We start from the raw sequence: 15,972 nt of genomic DNA, 5'->3' as shown, positions 1-15,972 counted from the left end.
CTCGATGATGCTCTCCTCTTTGATATTTTTATCGTTGTTTTTATCGTTGTTTCACTCGTCTTGCGGCACGCTGTAATGGCTGCGCCACAGGGCCAGGTAGCGCGCCTGTTCCGCATCCCAGCGCGCATCGTCCCAACCCAGTTCATGCTGGCAGACGCCACGCAGGCGCGGCATGATAGCAAGCGCGCCGCCGGCCAGCTGCAAACCGAGGCGCGTGCGCCGCAGCAGCAGGTCGTCCAGGTGCTGCACATCCTCGTTGCGCGCGCCCCAGCGCAGCTGGGCCCACAGGGTCTGCGTGCCGGGAACCGGCGCCAGTTCGCCCTCCTGCGCCGCATCGCACAGCGCCTGCGCGGCCGCGCCATGACGGCCCAGCAGGCGCGCGCGCTGTTCACCATCGAGCAGCAAGGCCTTGCCCGACAGGGGCGGCGTTGCGTCAAAGATCGGCAAGGGGCGCAAATCCGCCTGCCAGCCCGGCAGCAGCGGTGCGGCCCGGCGCAATGCGTCGAGGGCGATCACGCGGAACGTCGTCAGCTTGCCGCCCGCCACCGTCAGCAAGCCATGTTCCAGCCATAGCGCATGTTCGCGCGCTTCCTTCGACGGGTCAAGCTGGCCGCTGTCGATGACGGGACGCACGCCGGCGAACGTGGCCAGCACGTCGTCTTCGCCCAGCGCCAGTTGCGGGAACTGCCAGCGCAGCGCCGTCATCAGATAGGCGAGTTCGCCGCGCGTGATGGCAGGCTCCAGATCCAGGCTGGCGCCATGGTCGACATCGGTGGTGCCCACCAGAGTCACGCCCTCCCACGGATACGCAAACACGGGACGGCCATCGTGCGGATGCATCAGGCTGACGGCTTGCGCCAGCGGCAGGCGCCAGGCCGGCAGCAGCAGATGGCTGCCGCGCAGGGGCCGCAGTTTCGGCGGCTCTCCCACCTGGCCGCGCAAGCCATCGGCCCAGGCGCCCGTGGCGCTGATCACCAGGCGCGCGCGCACGGTCAACCTTGCAGCGCCGACGCCATCGATCAAGGTGGCACCGACGACCTTGCCATCTTCACGGATCAGCGATGCCACGCCCAGGTAATTGACGGCCACGCCGCCATGGCGGCGCGCCTCCTGCAGCACGCGTAGCACCAGGCGCGCGTCGTCCGTCTTGGCGTCCTGATACAGCATGCCGCCCTGCAGGCCGTCGCGCCGGATGTGCGGCGCCAGCATGGCAAAGTCGGCCGCGTCGACATAGCGGCGCGCGCGCCGGCCCGCCATCAGGTCATAGATGGCCAGGCCCAGCATGAACTGGCGCCGCCCCGGTTTCCTGCCCGTGTAGTCGCCAAAGGCAAAGCCCTGCGGCTCGACCAGACCCGCCGCATCCGTCAGCAAGGCTTGCCGCTCATGCACCGATTCGCGCGTCAGCGCGAACTGGCCCTGCTTGAGGTAGCGCAAGCCGCCGTGCACCAGCTTCGAGGAGCGGCTCGACGTGCCCCAGGCAAAATCGCGCTGCTCCACCAGCAGCGCCTTCAAGCCGCGCCGCGCTGCTTCCAGCAAGATGCCGGCGCCCGTGATGCCGCCGCCGACGATCAAGATGTCCCACTCGCGCGCCAGCACGCCAGGCAACTGCGCCCGGTTCACAATGGGCCTTCGACATCAGGCAGCAGTTTGCCGGGGTTCATCATGCCCTGCGGGTCGACCTGGCGGAACAGCGCGCGCATGGCGGCGATGCCCAGCTCGCCCTTTTCTGCGGCCAGCCACGGCGCGTGGTCCGTGCCCACGCCATGCTGGTGGCTGATGGTGCCGCCGTTGGCCACGATGGCGGCGCAGGCCGCGTCTTTCAGGCTGCGCCAGCGCGCCATGTTGTCTTCATACGTGGGCGCCAGCCGGTACACATACGTGGTGTAGACGCTGGCGCCCTGCGCATACACGTGCGACAGATGCGTATACGCATGCACCTGCTCGCCGTGCGCGGCCAGCGCATTGGTGCCCGCCTGCTCCAGCGCCGCCATCATGGCCGTGACGCGGGGCCAGTCGACGGCCGTTTCCACCGTATCGATGACATAGCCGTGCTCCCAGGCGCCATTGCGCAGGTAGACGTTGCGAAATCTCCCCTGCTTCCACTTGTCGCCCATGTGGCGTCCCACGTGCACACCCTTGTGCCGCCGCGCCAGCGCCAGTGCGCTGCGCAGGGCCGCGCGCGCCGGTTTCGCTTCGCCGCTGACGCCCAGCATCAGCATGCACTTGCCTTGCGCGCAGCCGCGCAGGGACAGGTAGCGCTCCAGCAGTCCCACCAGTTTCTTGTGGCCGGCCAGGGTCAGCATGGTCTGCGTTTCGAGCGCGTTCGACAGGCGCAGCATGCACAGGGGCAGGCGCGACTGGGCCAGCACCCGCACGGCCGCCTGCGCCTGGCCCCAATCGGCGAAAAACACGGCGTGGAACGCTTCGTAGGGCGGCAACGGCGAGATGCGCACCGTGGCCTGCGTCAGGATGCCCAGCCGCCCCTCGGAACCGAGCACCATTTCGCGCAGGTCGATGCCGGCCGCCGAAGCGGGAAACGTGGGAATCGTCAGGGTGCCGGACGGCGTTTCCACCTCGCCGCCCGCGAACAGCTGCTCGATGCGGCCATAGCGCAGCGATTGCTGGCCCGACGAGCGCGTGGCGATCCAGCCGCCCAGGGTGGAATATTCGAACGACTGCGGATAGTGGCCCAGGGTATAGCCATGCGCGCGCAGCTGCGCTTCCAGGTCGGGGCCGTAGACGCCCGCGCCAAACGTGGCCAGCTGCGCCTCGCGGTCCAGGTGGCCCAGCGCAGACAAACGCAGGAGGCTCAGCGCCAGCACGGGACGCGCCCCCGCCGCCACCGTCAGGTGCCCGGCCACGCTGGTGCCGCCACCGTGCGGTATCACGGCCACGCAGGCCTGGCGCGCGTGGTCGAGCAGCTGGCGCACCTGCAGTGGGCTGTCGGGAAACGCCACGCCATCGGGAACAACACCGATGCGGCCGTGGCGCAATTTGAACCAGTCGGGCAGGCTTTGGCCGAGCGAATGGCGCACGCGCGTGGCAGGCAGGGTATCGATCAGCGGATGCGGCGCCAGGCGCGACGCGGGCACTTGCGCGCAAGCCTCGTCCAATGTGGCATCGAGCATGCCGCTGCCCGGCCCCAGGCGTTCGCCCAGGAATGCCAGCGCCTCCTCGCTCAGCGCGTACGTGACGCTCTCGTCCCCCCAGCCATTCCAGCGTTGCATTGACATCCCCTGTATTTGGCCAGTTGCGCGCCACGGCGGCTTGCTATACTGTCCTTGCCATATTTTCTTGCCAGATCAATAGCATATGCCGCCACAAACGAAGGGTATTGGTTTTTCATGACAATCGCATTGTTCCATCATGACAAGTACTGACGGCCGTGTCGCCGGCGCCTATCTGCTGCCGCTGCTCGAAGCGGCCGGCGCGCACGGCATCGCGGCAGCCACCCTGGCGCAAGCGGCCGGCGTGCCGCCGCACAGCCTGGAAGCATCAGCGGCCAGCCTGGCCGCGCGCGACTACGTGCGCCTGCTCGATGCGGCAGCAAAGCTGGCGGGCGACGCGCATTTCGGCCTGCACGTGGGCCAGCGCGTACGCATGGGCACGTACAGCGCCTACGGCTTGATTTTGCTCAGTTGCAAGAACGTGGGCCAGGCGCTGGAACAGACGGCCCGCTACGAGCGGCTGGCGCACGACCTGGGCCGCTCGACGCTGCAGCGCGATGGCGCCGTCGCGCATTACCGCTGGGCCAGCAATTACCCGGGCGCCAGCCGGCACCTGGTCGACAGCGTCTTTGCCGGTGTCAAAGTGTGCGGCGACTGGCTGGCCGGCATGCCGCTGCCCCCGGCCCGGCTGGCGTTTACCCATGATGGCGGCGGCGAGCTGCTGCGCCACGCCACGCACCGCGACGAATACGTGCGCGTGCTGGGCAGCCTGCCCGCATTCAACGCCCCTGCCAATACAGCCACCTTCGACGCGCAATTGCTGGACTGGCCCGTGCCAAACGCGGACGTCAGCCTGTACCCCGTGCTATGCCAGCACGCGGAACAACTGCTGGCGCAGCGCCAGGCCGAAACAGGAGGCGGCGCCGGCATCGAGGCGCAAGTGCACGCGGCCATCGTGGCGGGCTTGCGCCAGGGTTCGGCGCGGCTGGCCGGCGTTGCCGCCACCCTCGCCGTCACGCCGCGCACGCTGCAGCGCAAGCTGGCCGACGCGGGCACCAGCTTCCAGGCCCTGCTGGACCATACCCGCTACGGCCTGGCGCGCGATTATTTGCGCGAGCCGGACCTGTCGCTGGTGGACATCGCCTTTCTGCTCGGCTACCAGGAACAAAGCGCGTTCAACCACGCGTTCCGCGTCTGGGCGGGCACCAATCCCGGCGCCTGGCGCCTGCAGCAATTACAGGAGAAGCAAGCCGGCTGACAGGCGTGCGCGGGTCATGCCTGACGCGTTTTCTGGCTATACTGGCATAGTCTGACTTCCCACGATCACTCCAACCCGCAATGCAAAGGATTAATATGCAACTCAAAGACAAAGTCGCACTGATTACCGGCGCCGCCAGTGGTATCGGCAAGGAAATGGCCATTGAATACGCGAAACAAGGCGCCAAGGTCGTCATCGCCGACCTGGCCCTGGAAGCGGCCAGCAAGACGGCCGAGGAAATCAAGCAGTCAGGTGGCCAGGCGTTTGCCGTCGCCATGGATGTCTCCAGCGAAGCGCAGGTCGACAAGGGCGTGGCCGATGCCGCGGCCCACTTCGGCGGCATCGATATCCTGATCAGCAACGCGGGCATCCAGATCATCAGTCCCGTCGTCGACTACCCGTTCGAGCAGTGGAAAAAGATGCTGGCCATCCACCTGGATGGCGCCTTCCTCACCACGCGCGCCTGCATGCGCGAAATGATCAAGGCCGGCCGCGGCGGCGCCATCATCTACATGGGTTCCGTGCACTCGCACGAAGGCTCGCCGTTCAAGAGCGCCTACGTAGCCGCCAAGCACGGTCTGCTGGGCCTGGCCAAGGTGGTAGCCAAGGAAGGCGCCAAGGACGGCATCCGCGCCAACGTCATCTGCCCCGGCTTCGTGCGCACGCCGCTGGTCGACAAGCAAATCCCCGAACAGGCAGCCCAGCTGAACATCAGCGAAGAAGACGTGATCAAGAAAGTCATGCTGAAAGACACCATCGACGGCGAATTCACCACCACGCAGGACGTGGCGCAAACGGCCGTCTTCCTGGCGGCGTTCCCGTCGACGGCACTGAGCGGCCAGTCGATCGTGGTCAGCCACGGCTGGCATATGCAATAGTGGTGACACCCGCCCACATCGGCTGCGCGGCGCCCTGTGCGGCCTGCGATGATGTGGGCGGGCGTTGCAGCGTCAGCGTATCAACCTTTCCGTATTCCACCCGAGAGTTTTTTCCTTGCAAGACAACACTTATCGCCATCCGCGCGCGGGCCGGCCGGGGCGCCTGTTTGCCGCGCTCGCCAATTGCACGCGTTTCGCCAGCGTGCGCCAGGCGCTCATGGCTCGCCTGCCCTTCCTGACCCTGCACAGCGACGTGCGCGACGTCGTGTACGTGAGCTGGCTGGTCGACGCCGCTGCCGCGCAAAAATTAGTGCCCGCAGGTGTGGCCTTGTGGCAGCGCGACGGCAAGACGCCGTTTACCGTGCTGACCTACCGCCACGGGCATTTCGGCCCTGCCCTGCCCGGTCCCTTGCGCCGGCTGCTGCCCTCGCCCCTGCAAAGCAACTGGCGTTTATATCTGGACCACACGCCGCCGGGCGCGCCCTCCGTGCCCTGCGTGTATTTTCTGAAAAACATCATGGATAGCTTGCCCCATGCGCTGGGCACGCGGCTGTTCAGCGATATCTTGCCGACGCACCTGGCCGCCGGCATGACGCTGGAAGTCGGCGCCACGCAGGCGCACTGCGGCATTGCATCCGGCACCGGCAGTGCCCCAGCGCTGGAGGTGCAGGCGGACATCACCGCGGAACATGATCTTGATGCCGACTGGCAAACGCTGTTCGGCAGCTGGCACGCTGCCGTCGCCTTCCTCGCTTGCCAGGATGCGGCCATCGCGCACGTGCCGCGCAACGGCAAGCTGGTCTTCGGTGAAATCGACTTGCCCGTTGATGTGGATCAAGTGCAAGCGCTGACGGCCTTGCGCGCCGACTGCGACATGCAGAGGCAACTGCCGCCCGTATCCAGGCCGTTTGCCTTTCTCGTACCGCAAGTGGACTTCAAGGCGCTGTCAGAGCGCCTGCTGTAGCGCGGCGCTCCGGCGCGCGCAAGGGCGCGGATGGGGCGCCGCGCCGCCGTTCCAGCTTGAACAAGGCCATGGCTTGCTCCAGTTGCAAGGCCTGGTCTTGCAGCGAAGCGGAGGCGGCCGCCGATTCCTCCACCAGCGCCGCGTTCTGCTGCGTCACTTCATCCATCTGCGTCACGGCCATGTTGACCTGGCCGATACCATGGCTCTGTTCGCGCGAGGCCGAGGCGATCTCGGCCATGATGCCGTGCACGCCCTGCACGGCGCCCAGCATTTCGGCGCTGCTGGCGCCTGCCTGTTGCGCCAGCTTCGCGCCCGCCTGCACCTGCGCCAGCGATGCCGTGATCAATTGCTTGATTTCCGTGGCGGCCGAGGCGCTACGCTGGGCCAGGTTGCGCACCTCGCCCGCCACGACGGCAAAGCCACGTCCCTGGTCGCCCGCGCGCGCCGCTTCCACTGCCGCGTTCAGGGCGAGGATATTGGTCTGGAAGGCAATGCCTTCGATAATGCCCGTAATGTCGCCGATCTTCCTTGACGAGGCATTAATGTCCGCCATCATCGTCACCATCTGGCCGACGATTTCGCCGCCGCGCCCCGCCAGGCCATGCACCTTGCCCGCCATGTCGCTCGCTTGCACGGCGTTGCCGCTGTTTTGCTGCACCGTGGCCGCCAGTTGCTCCATGCTCGATGCCGTCTGCTCCAGGGCAGATGCCTGCGCTTCCGTGCGGCCCGACAAGTCCATATTGCCGGCGGCGATTTCCTGGCTGGCCATGCTGATACGCAAGAAATTGCCGCGCACATCGCCGACGATGGAGTGCAAGTTCACGCGCAGCTGGCGTAGCGAGCGCAGCAGCTGCCCCATCTCGTCGCGCCGCGTGGTATCGAGCTCGCCCGTCAGGTCGCCGCCCGCCATCACGTCGCAGGCCTGGCGCGCCCGCTGCAGCGGTTGCAGCACGGCGCGGTGCAAGCTGTGCCAGAAATACAGGGTCGCGCACAAGGCCAGCGCTGACAGGCCCGCCAGCCAGCCGCCCGCGCGGACCGGCAGCACACCCGCATTCCACGCCAGCTGCAGCAGGAGTACCAGACTCAGCAAGCCCAAATTCCAGCCGATGCGTTTGCCCAGCGGCAGGTCGCGCATGCTCGCCAGCCTGGCCAGCCAGCCCGTGCGCACGGCCGCGCCCTGGCTCAGGGCGATGCCATCGGCCTGCCCCGCCTTGATGCGCGCGTACAGGGCCGACGCCTGCGCCACCTGCTGGCGCGTCGGTTTGGTGCGCACGGACATGTAGCCGACAGCGACGCCGTCTTCCACCACCGGCGTCACGTTTGCCAGCACCCAATAGTAATCACCATCCTTGCAGCGGTTTTTCACCATGCCGCTCCACGAACGCCCGGAGCGGATGGTGGCCCAGAAATCGGCGAAGGCTTCGACCGGCATGTCCGGATGCCGGAGGATGTTTTGCGGCGCACCGATCAATTCTTCCGCACTGTAACCGCTGACGGCGATGAAATACGGGTTTGCATAGGTGATATTGCCTTGCAAGTCGGTAGTCGAGACGATGGTCTCGGTATCGCTCAGAGTGATCTCGGTATCGCTGACGGGAAGATTGATTCGCATGGTCACATCCTCAGTGGTAGCCCGTATGGTGACGGGTGTGCGGACAAGTAACGGTCGCCAGACAGGAAAACAGACGCGGCACTGGCATCATTATTTTAATATTTTATTATTAATAAAATATACTTTATTCCTGGCGTGGCTGCCTCTATGCCACAGCAGGTTCGCCGACCCAGTAACGGTCGACGTCCAGCAAGCCCCACTGGGCAGCGCTTTCCGTGGAAATAATGCGCTCTTGACAACCCGGCGCCGCCAGGTCGATGACGCTGGGCACGATGCAGGTACCGGCGCGGATGGAAAAAAATACGCGGACCGTGGGCGAGGTCAGCGTCTTGCCCGCCGCCTGCCCGACCACCACGGCCAGGCGCTCCGATTGCAGCCGCACCAGGGTGCCCAGCGGATAAATGCCCAGGCATTTGACGAAGGCGGCAAACAGTGTCGCGTCCAGATGCCCGCCGCGCCAGGCCGCCATGCGGCGCAGCGACTCGGCCGGGCACCAGCCCTGCTTGTACGGCCGGTTCGAGGTAATCGCGTCGTACACGTCGCAGATGGCGCCCATGCGCGCATACAGGCTGATTTCCTCGCCGCACAAGCCTTTGGGATAACCGCTGCCATCGAGTTTTTCATGGTGGTGCAGACACACGTCCAGCGTCACTGGATCGATCTCGTCCACCTCGAGCAGCATGCGATGGCCGGCCGCCGGATGGGCACGCACGGAGGAAAACTCCGCGTCGCTCAGGCTGCCCGGCTTGTTCAGGATGGCCGACGGCACGGCCATCTTGCCGATATCGTGCAGCAAGCCCGCCAGGCCGGCCGAGCGCACTTGCTCCGGCGCCAGTTCCAGCTCCCTGGCCAGCGCCGTCATCAGCGCACACACGGCCACCGAGTGCATATACGTATAGTTGTCGGCCGTTTTGAGGCGTGCCAGGCCAAGCAGCACGCCGCCACCGCGCAGCATCGAGGAGGCGATGTCGTCGACCAGCTCGTGGGCCTGTCCCACGGCCAAAGCCTTGCCCATGCGCGCTTCGTCAAACATCGTCTGCACGGCCTGGCGCGTGCGCTCGAGCACGCGCCTGGCGTGCGCCATTTCCGCCTCGCGTGACACGGGGGGCGCCACATTCACAACGGGGACGGAGACGGCCGGCACTGCAGCTTCCGTGCCGGCTGCGTCGGCTGCAGGAACGGGCGGCGCGGCAACGGCAACGGCAACAGGTTCAGGCGGCGCCAGTCCGCGCGCCGTGTCGATCCACACTTCATTCAGGCGGGCCGCCCGGATACGCTCCAGGTCAGCCGGCGATTCGAGTAAAAAGGAACGCTTCCAGAACGGGTTCTCCAGCCAGGAGCGGCCGAGGCGCTCGACATACATTCCCAGCATGAGTTCGCTACTCGTTATTTTTTTCAGCACGACGGTTCTCCACCCATTCAAATCGCGGCATTTACTTGCCCATTATCAATATCATACGCCGAAAATAATGATTAAACCAAATAAATTAGTTTATATGGCAATATCACAACAAAAACGACAAAAATCACCAATTCTATCGCTTTCATTTGATAAAAATAATTAATTAATAAATATATCAATTAATCCATATTGGTTTCGTGGAACTATGTGCATCCTGCCGAGGAGGCGCATGCCTGCCGGCGGCCTCATGGGCCACCACACGGGCATGCTGTGCAGGAAAGGAAAGGCGTGCGCCGGCGCCAGACGTCGCGAAAAGACGCTGGTGCCATGCAGGGAGAAGTATCAGGCGGATGTGCGAGCGGCGGGGCCGCCGGCGGCCGGCGGTCTAGCGCGGCACGTAGCGCCAGTTGCCGCTGTCCAGCATGAAGGTCAGTTCCGTCTTGATGCCATCCGGACGGCTCGGAACGCTCAATTCCGTGTCGCACACGAGGTAGCCCGTCTTGCGCTTGACGTCGCACTCGTTGACGGCCTTGACCTGCATGGTGCTCTGCGCTTCCTGCATCTGCACGTCCTTGGCCGCGTCCGGATTGCGCGCCACTTCGTCCTTGGCCCAGGCGCGTATCATCGCTTGCGCCTCGGCCGGCAACGGTCCCGCGAACTTGGCGTTCTTGCGTTCGACGCCGACCCAGGTATCGCCCTCTTTACGCAGGGGCAATACATTAAAACCGTCGCGCATGCCGGCGCTCATGGCCACCAGGCACACCACTTCGCCTGGCACTTCCAGCGAATCCTGGCAACCCTGCAGGCTGGTGACCTTGACAGAGAACGGCATGGCTGACTGCGTCCTGGCTTGTGTCCTGGCCACGCCCGCCTGCACGGCGGCGTGGATTTGTTCGAGTGTCGGCATGCTGGCCGCATGGGCCGGCAAGGCGGCGAACAGGGCGGCGGCGGTCAGGGCAAGGGATGTCAGGCGCATGGGTATCGAGAGTAGTGAGCTAAGGCCGGCAGTCTAGCACTTTACATAAAAACAGCTGTTTCTCTAGAGACATTTATCCAGCGTCGGACGCAAGAAAGGCGCCGCCCGCATCCGCCTGCCCACGCAGGCGCAAGCCAATGGCGCGCAGCATCTCGACCAGCTCGCGCAGGCGCAGGCCCTCGTGCGTCAGTTGGTACTCGACCTTGACGGGCACTTCCGCGTAAATCGTGCGCGTCAGCAAGCCCGCCTCTTCCAGCGCGCGCAAATCCAGGGTCAGCATGCGCTGCGAGATATTCGGCACGGCGCGGCGGATTTCGCTGAAACGCTTCGGCCCCGCCATCAGATAGCTGAGCAACACCACTCTCCAGCGCCCGCCCAGCAGTCGCATGGCCTCTTCCACGGCGCAGCCGGAGACATTGTCTTTCATGGTTCGCTTCCCAACTGGTATAAAAAATGTACCTATACCACATTATTCTGCCTTCTTTCAAATAGTAACCATTACCCTTAGACTGCCCTTCCCTCATCCGATTTGAGCTCCAGCATGGAAACCACCCTGATCTATAGCGTGCCGTTCGGCTGCTCGTTTGCCGCCATCGCCGCCCTCGAATGGAGCGGCTTGCCGTATCGCCTGGCTCGCGTGGAAGCACGCGACCCGGCCAGCAAGCAGCATCCCGCCTTTCTCGCCATCAATCCGCTGAGCCAGACGCCGGCCCTGCTCACGCACGCGGGCGCGCCGTTGCTGGAAAGCATGGCGATCCTGCTGCACCTGGCCGCCCGCGCACCGCACAAAGGCCTCGGTTTTGCGCAGGGCACGCCCGCCTACGACCGCCTGAACAGCGTACTGTCCTTTCTGCACACGACGTTTCACGCCGCCTTCATGCCCGCCTTCCAGGCGTCGCGTGCGGCGCCGGACGATGCGCGCGCGGCTATCTGGCGCGAGATGGCCACCGAGAAGGTCAACAAAAGCCTGGCGCACCTGGAGCGCCTGCTCGCTGGCCGCGCCTGGCTCGCTTCGGAGACGGCACCGAGCATCGCCGACGCCTACCTGGCCGCCACGGCGCGCTGGGCCGAACCGCTGCAACTGGCCAGCCTGGCCGATTATCCGCACGTGGCACGCGTGCTGGCCGCGCTGGAACAAGACTCCGGCATCCGCTTTGCCCACGCCATCGAAGACGGCTTGCCGGCCACCAGCCAGGGCGGCTTCCTGGGCCACGTGGCACTCGACCAACTGGCACTTCCAGCCGGCTAACCGGCGGTCAACTACCGCAGCGGGCGCGCCTTTATTGCTATGATGTCGGGCTGCCGGCGGTACAGCCGGCCACGTCAATACCATATCAATAACGTCGTCATAAGAATCGGGAGTTTGAATGAGTTTACGTCTGCTGCTCTTGGGAGCATTCAGTGCCGCCATGGCCACCACTGCCGCCGTGCCGGCATTGGCCGCGCCGCGCGGTTTCACCGTGGAAGACATGGTCGCCATGGAACGCGTAGGCGGCCCCGTGCTGTCGCCGGACGCCACGCGCGTCGTCTACACGGTGCGCACGACTAACCTGGACAAAAACCGCGGCAACACGCAGCTGTGGCTGATTGACCTGCGCGCGCCGAACGCGGCGCCACGCCAGCTCACGCGTGGCGATGCCAGCGCCAGCGACCCGCAATGGTCGCCGAACGGCGACGCCATCTACTTCCTCTCCGGCCGCTCCGGCTCCTCGCAAGTGTGGCAGCTGCCCCTGAACGGCGGCGAAGCGGCCAAGGTCACCGACCTGGCGCTGGACGTCGACACCTACCGCCTGTCGCCGCAGGGCGACCGCCTGGCCTTCAGCATGGGCGTCTTCCTCGATTGCGCGGACATCGCCTGCACGAAAAAGCGCCTCGATGAAAAAGCGAAAAACAAGGCCAGCGGCATGGTCTACGAGCAGATGTTCGTGCGCCACTGGGATACCTGGGCCGATGGCCGCCGCAACGCGCTGTACTCGGCACCGATCGACGCGACCGGCAAGGTCAGCGCCCCACCCGTGAGCCTGAGCGGCACCCTCGATGGCGACGCGCCATCGAAACCGTTCGGCGACAATGGCGAATACCATTTCAGCCCGGACGGCAAGATGGTGGCCTTCTCCGTGCGCGTGGCTGGCCGCACGGAAGCATGGTCGACCAACTTCGACGTCTACACGATTCCTGCCGCTGGCGGGCAGGCGCCGCGCAATCTCACCGCCGACAATCCGGCCTGGGACGCGAAAGCCACGTATTCGCCCGATGGCCGCACGCTGGCCTATGTCGCCATGACCAAGCCGGGCTTCGAGGCGGACCGTTTCCACCTGGTGCTGATGGATGTCGCCACGGGCAAGAAGCGCACCCTGGCCGACGACTGGGACCGTTCCGTGGCCGACTTCCGCTGGACGCCGGATGGCAAGGCTTTCCTGGTCGCCGCCGATGACGTGGGCCAGCACCGTTTGTTCCACATCGACGCGGCCAGCGGCAAGGTCGCTGCGCTGACGGGCAAGGGCGCCGTGGGCGACTTTGACGTGCGCGGCAATACCATCGTGCTGGCGCAAGCCAACCTGGCCTCGGGCGCGCAGCTGTACACGCGCAAACTCGACGCCAGGTCGGAAAACGCACCGCTGCAGCAGTTGACGAAACAGAATGCGGCAGCGCTGGCGGACGTGCGTTTCGGCGAATATGAACAGTTCTCGTTCGCCGGCGCGGATGGCGAAACCGTCTACGGCCACGTGATGAAGCCATGGAATGCCAAGGCCGGTGAAAAGTATCCGGTCGCCTTTTTGGTCCACGGCGGCCCGCAAGGCAGCTTTGGCAACAGCTGGAGCTACCGCTGGAATCCGCAAGTGTATGCGGGCGCCGGCTACGCCACCGTCTTCATCGACTTCCACGGCTCCACCGGCTATGGCCAGAAGTTCACGGATTCCATCAGCGGCGACTGGGGCGGCAAGCCGCTACTCGACTTGCAGAAGGGCCTGGAAGCGGCCACCAAGAAGTTCCCATGGCTGGACCGCGAGCGCAGCTGCGCGCTGGGCGCGTCGTATGGCGGCTACATGATGAACTGGATCGCCGGTAACTGGCCGGACGGCTTCAAGTGCCTGGTCAACCACGACGGCGTGTTCGACAACCGCGGCATGGCTTACGCGACGGAAGAACTGTGGTTCACCGAGTGGGAAAACGGCGGCCCGTACTACGACGCGCCGGCCAAGCACGAACAGTTCAACCCCGTCAACTTCGTGAAGAACTGGAAGACGCCGATGCTGGTGGTACAGGGCGACCTGGATTTCCGCATCCCCACCGCGCAAGGCCTGGGCACCTTCACGGCGCTGCAGCGTCGTGGCATCCCGAGCAAGCTGCTGGTCTTCCCGGACGAGAACCACTGGGTGCTGAAGCCGGCCAATTCGCTGCTGTGGCATCACACGGTGCTCGATTGGTTGAATACCTACACGAAAAAATAAGCGGATACATGTCGGATTACAGCCTTCGGCTTAATCCGACCTACGCGAAAAAGCCGCGCGGTGCATCTCTGCACCGCGCGGCTTTTTCATGTTCGCGTAGGTCGGATTAGCGCCGCGCAGCGGCGCGTAATCCGACATCACCACCGCGCTCGTTCAATAGCTATTAAGCGCCTTGGCAAACTTCACGATCCACAAGCGGCTAGGACGCTCGCGGTCGTCGCCGCGCGCCACGCGGATGGTGTTGGCGGCATTGCAGCCGGCCGCGCTGCTGGTGACGATGGTACCGTTGACATCGACCGTGCACTTGGTCACGTCGGCATCCGCCACTTCCACGCCATTCGCGTCGAAGATCTTGGTTTTCAGGCCGAAGTCATTGTCGTTGACCAGCGCGATGGTGGAGTCGTCGATCAGGGTCAGGCCTTCGGCCTTTTCCGCCGCCCAGCCGATGGCGTTCAAGTCCAGCAGCACAGTTTTCTTCAGCGGCGTGACGGCAGCCCAGTCGGCGCCATTCACGGCTGCGCCGCCCATGCTGCTTTTTTCCAGGTCCGAGGTCGTCGCGTTGAAAGCGGCGGCCGCAATATCCGTGGCGCCCTTCAGTTCGACCAGCATCAATTTGTTGAAGACCTTGCCCGATGGCGCGGCACCCTGCTCGATGACGAGGAACTTGCCGCCGCCCAGCGCCACCATGTCGCCCAGCTTGGCGTTGCCCGTGCGGCCATCCTGGTAGTCGGCCGCATTCAAGGGGTAGGCGAACATCTTGCCGCTGGTGCCCGTCGTCGGGTCAAATTCGATCCAGCGCGTGAAGCGGGCGAAGCGCTCGACCTGTTCATTCTTCTTCGTCACCGAGTAGGGTGCCGTGCCGTCGGACAGAGGGCTTTGCAGGAAGGCGTACAGCTTGTCATTGCTCGTGTCGAGCGTCATGCCTTCCATGCCGCGGTTCGCGCGGCGCTTGGCGAACAGCGCCGGCAAGCCCTTGCCCGGCTCGTACTTGGCCTGGATGATGCCCGTGGCGGCATCGATCCTGATGATGAAGGGGCCGTATTCGTCGGACACCCACAGCGCATTGCGCTTCGCATCGACGACGATGGCTTCCGAATCGAGGCCGCCCGCATTGAAGACTGCCTTGCCGGCGGCATCGAACTTCATCGCATCCATGACGGGAATCTCGGCCGAATTGCCCACCGCACCCACGGGCACGGGCAAGCCCGAGCTGTTGACGCTGGCCGACACCTTGATCGGCGTGCTCGAACCCAGCACGGCGCCATTCTTGCCCACCGTGATCACGCCGAACGAAGGCGTAAAGCTCGGCGACGGGAAGATCTTGCTGCCGATCGTGCCCTTGCCCGACGGGTCGGGCACCAGCGGGCCGTCGCCGTTCGGGCCGCGGTCCGTCAAGCCATAGAATTCCAGGTCGCCGGCGGCATTCTTGCCCTTGTAGGCCAGGCCCGAACCGTACGACGGCAGGAAGCCGTTCGGAAATTCGCCCTTGATCTTGGCATTCGCGCCTTCGTACGGCACATAGTATTTGTCCGCCGCCTGGATCTGGTAGCGCGTCACGGTGACTTTCACTTCGCCCACCGGATTGGCTTGCGTCAGCGCTTCATTGACGGGCGCGCCCGCTTTCGAGGCGAGGGTGTCTTCGAAATGCTCGCGCACCAGCGCGCGGCGCTCGGCATCGACCGTGCGGCTGGCGAATTTCCCGCCCACCGCTGCCAGATGCGCGGCCAGCGCCGTGTTGAAGACGGCCGGAGCGACGGCAAAGTCCAGCGTCTTGCCGGCCAGCGCCGCCTTCACTTCGGCCGTCAGCTTGATGCCGTTCGACGGATCGCTGTCGTCATCGAGCAATTGCAGCGCCAGCAGGCGATTGACGACCTTGTCGTCCGCCACATTCGTGCTGGCGGCCAGCGCCAGCGGCGTGACGACGGCGCCGCATGGCGCCGAACCCAGGGCCAGGCCGCCCACGCTGAAGGTCACCGTATCGCCCGGGTTGCAAATGAACTCGCCCTTGGCATTGGTGCTGGCCTTGGCCGCGCTGCCGGCCACGTAATCGAGACCTTCCACCGCGCCGTCGAGGAACACGCCCGTCTGCGCCACGGGCTTGGCCGGTTCCGCCGGTGTACTATCGCTGCCGCCGCAGGCGGACAGGCACAGGCTGGCGGCGATGGCCAGCAGGGTCAATTTCGGGGTCGACGTTACAGCAGCGTTCATGCATTCCTCGGCTAAAGTGGGATTGAAGCCGTGGAGAATAACTGGGCAAAGTGAC

The 15,972-nt window shown here is 65.0% G+C and carries 12 protein-coding genes; 5 read left to right on the top strand and 7 right to left on the bottom strand.

Translation table 11 applies throughout. From position 1 onward, the window contains the following. Positions 1-51: 51 nt before the first annotated feature. Both FJQ89_RS27385 and FJQ89_RS27380 read right to left on the bottom strand, forming a co-directional pair. Positions 52-1,620, bottom strand: coding sequence for a glycerol-3-phosphate dehydrogenase/oxidase (locus tag FJQ89_RS27385; RefSeq protein ID WP_141172471.1), 1,569 nt, complete (start codon positions 1,618-1,620; stop codon positions 52-54). After that, complete coding sequence (locus FJQ89_RS27380) at positions 1,617-3,227, bottom strand: FAD-binding oxidoreductase (RefSeq protein WP_141172470.1); 1,611 nt, start codon at positions 3,225-3,227, stop codon at positions 1,617-1,619. The genes FJQ89_RS27385 and FJQ89_RS27380 overlap by 4 nt, the downstream gene beginning before the upstream one ends. Before the next feature lie 139 nt (positions 3,228-3,366). Here FJQ89_RS27380 and FJQ89_RS27375 point away from each other — a divergent pair, with 139 nt between their 5' ends. The 3 genes from FJQ89_RS27375 to FJQ89_RS27365 all read left to right on the top strand — a co-directional run bounded on the left by FJQ89_RS27375 (position 3,367) and on the right by FJQ89_RS27365 (position 6,267). Next, positions 3,367-4,425, top strand: coding sequence for an AraC family transcriptional regulator (locus FJQ89_RS27375; RefSeq protein WP_141172469.1), 1,059 nt, complete (start codon positions 3,367-3,369; stop codon positions 4,423-4,425). 95 nt (positions 4,426-4,520) lie between these two features. Further along, positions 4,521-5,303 carry a 3-hydroxybutyrate dehydrogenase gene (locus FJQ89_RS27370; RefSeq protein WP_141172468.1) on the top strand — a complete coding sequence of 261 codons (783 nt, stop codon included), beginning with the start codon at positions 4,521-4,523 and terminating at the stop codon, positions 5,301-5,303. A gap of 115 nt (positions 5,304-5,418) precedes the next feature. Then, positions 5,419-6,267, top strand: a complete 849-nt coding sequence (locus FJQ89_RS27365) for a DUF2071 domain-containing protein (RefSeq protein ID WP_141172467.1) — start codon at positions 5,419-5,421, stop codon at positions 6,265-6,267. On the opposite strand, the gene FJQ89_RS27360 is transcribed toward FJQ89_RS27365, so the two are convergent. From FJQ89_RS27360 to FJQ89_RS27345, 4 genes are all read right to left on the bottom strand, one after another. Continuing rightward, the gene (locus FJQ89_RS27360) at positions 6,239-7,879 is read right to left on the bottom strand and encodes a methyl-accepting chemotaxis protein (protein ID WP_141172466.1); all 1,641 of its coding nucleotides are present in this window, start codon (positions 7,877-7,879) and stop codon (positions 6,239-6,241) included. The two genes, FJQ89_RS27365 and FJQ89_RS27360, sit on opposite strands and share 29 nt — an antisense overlap. Before the next feature lie 145 nt (positions 7,880-8,024). Further along, positions 8,025-9,281, bottom strand: a complete 1,257-nt coding sequence (locus FJQ89_RS27355) for an HD-GYP domain-containing protein (protein ID WP_141172465.1) — start codon at positions 9,279-9,281, stop codon at positions 8,025-8,027. A 385-nt stretch (positions 9,282-9,666) separates the two neighbouring features. Continuing rightward, positions 9,667-10,257, bottom strand: a complete 591-nt coding sequence (locus FJQ89_RS27350) for a hypothetical protein (protein ID WP_141172464.1) — start codon at positions 10,255-10,257, stop codon at positions 9,667-9,669. Between the two features lie 73 nt (positions 10,258-10,330). Beyond that, a complete protein-coding gene (locus FJQ89_RS27345; protein ID WP_141172463.1) occupies positions 10,331-10,684 on the bottom strand; it encodes a winged helix-turn-helix transcriptional regulator in 354 nt (117 codons plus the stop codon). 114 nt (positions 10,685-10,798) lie between these two features. On the opposite strand from FJQ89_RS27345, the gene FJQ89_RS27340 reads away from it, so the two are divergent. Next, positions 10,799-11,506 (top strand): glutathione S-transferase family protein, encoded by a 708-nt coding sequence (locus tag FJQ89_RS27340; protein WP_141172462.1) that lies wholly within the window; start codon positions 10,799-10,801, stop codon positions 11,504-11,506. 118 nt (positions 11,507-11,624) lie between these two features. Beyond that, complete coding sequence (locus FJQ89_RS27335) at positions 11,625-13,709, top strand: S9 family peptidase (RefSeq protein ID WP_141172461.1); 2,085 nt, start codon at positions 11,625-11,627, stop codon at positions 13,707-13,709. A gap of 153 nt (positions 13,710-13,862) precedes the next feature. Here FJQ89_RS27335 and FJQ89_RS27330 read toward each other — a convergent pair whose 3' ends face one another. Beyond that, the gene (locus FJQ89_RS27330) at positions 13,863-15,917 is read right to left on the bottom strand and encodes an esterase-like activity of phytase family protein (RefSeq protein ID WP_141172460.1); all 2,055 of its coding nucleotides are present in this window, start codon (positions 15,915-15,917) and stop codon (positions 13,863-13,865) included. Between the last annotated feature and the right edge of the window lie 55 nt (positions 15,918-15,972).

Origin of the sequence: Janthinobacterium tructae (assembly GCF_006517255.1) — a bacterium.
GTDB classification, from domain to species: domain Bacteria; phylum Pseudomonadota; class Gammaproteobacteria; order Burkholderiales; family Burkholderiaceae_D; genus Janthinobacterium; species Janthinobacterium tructae.
This window is presented reverse-complemented; position numbering and strand designations above follow the sequence as displayed.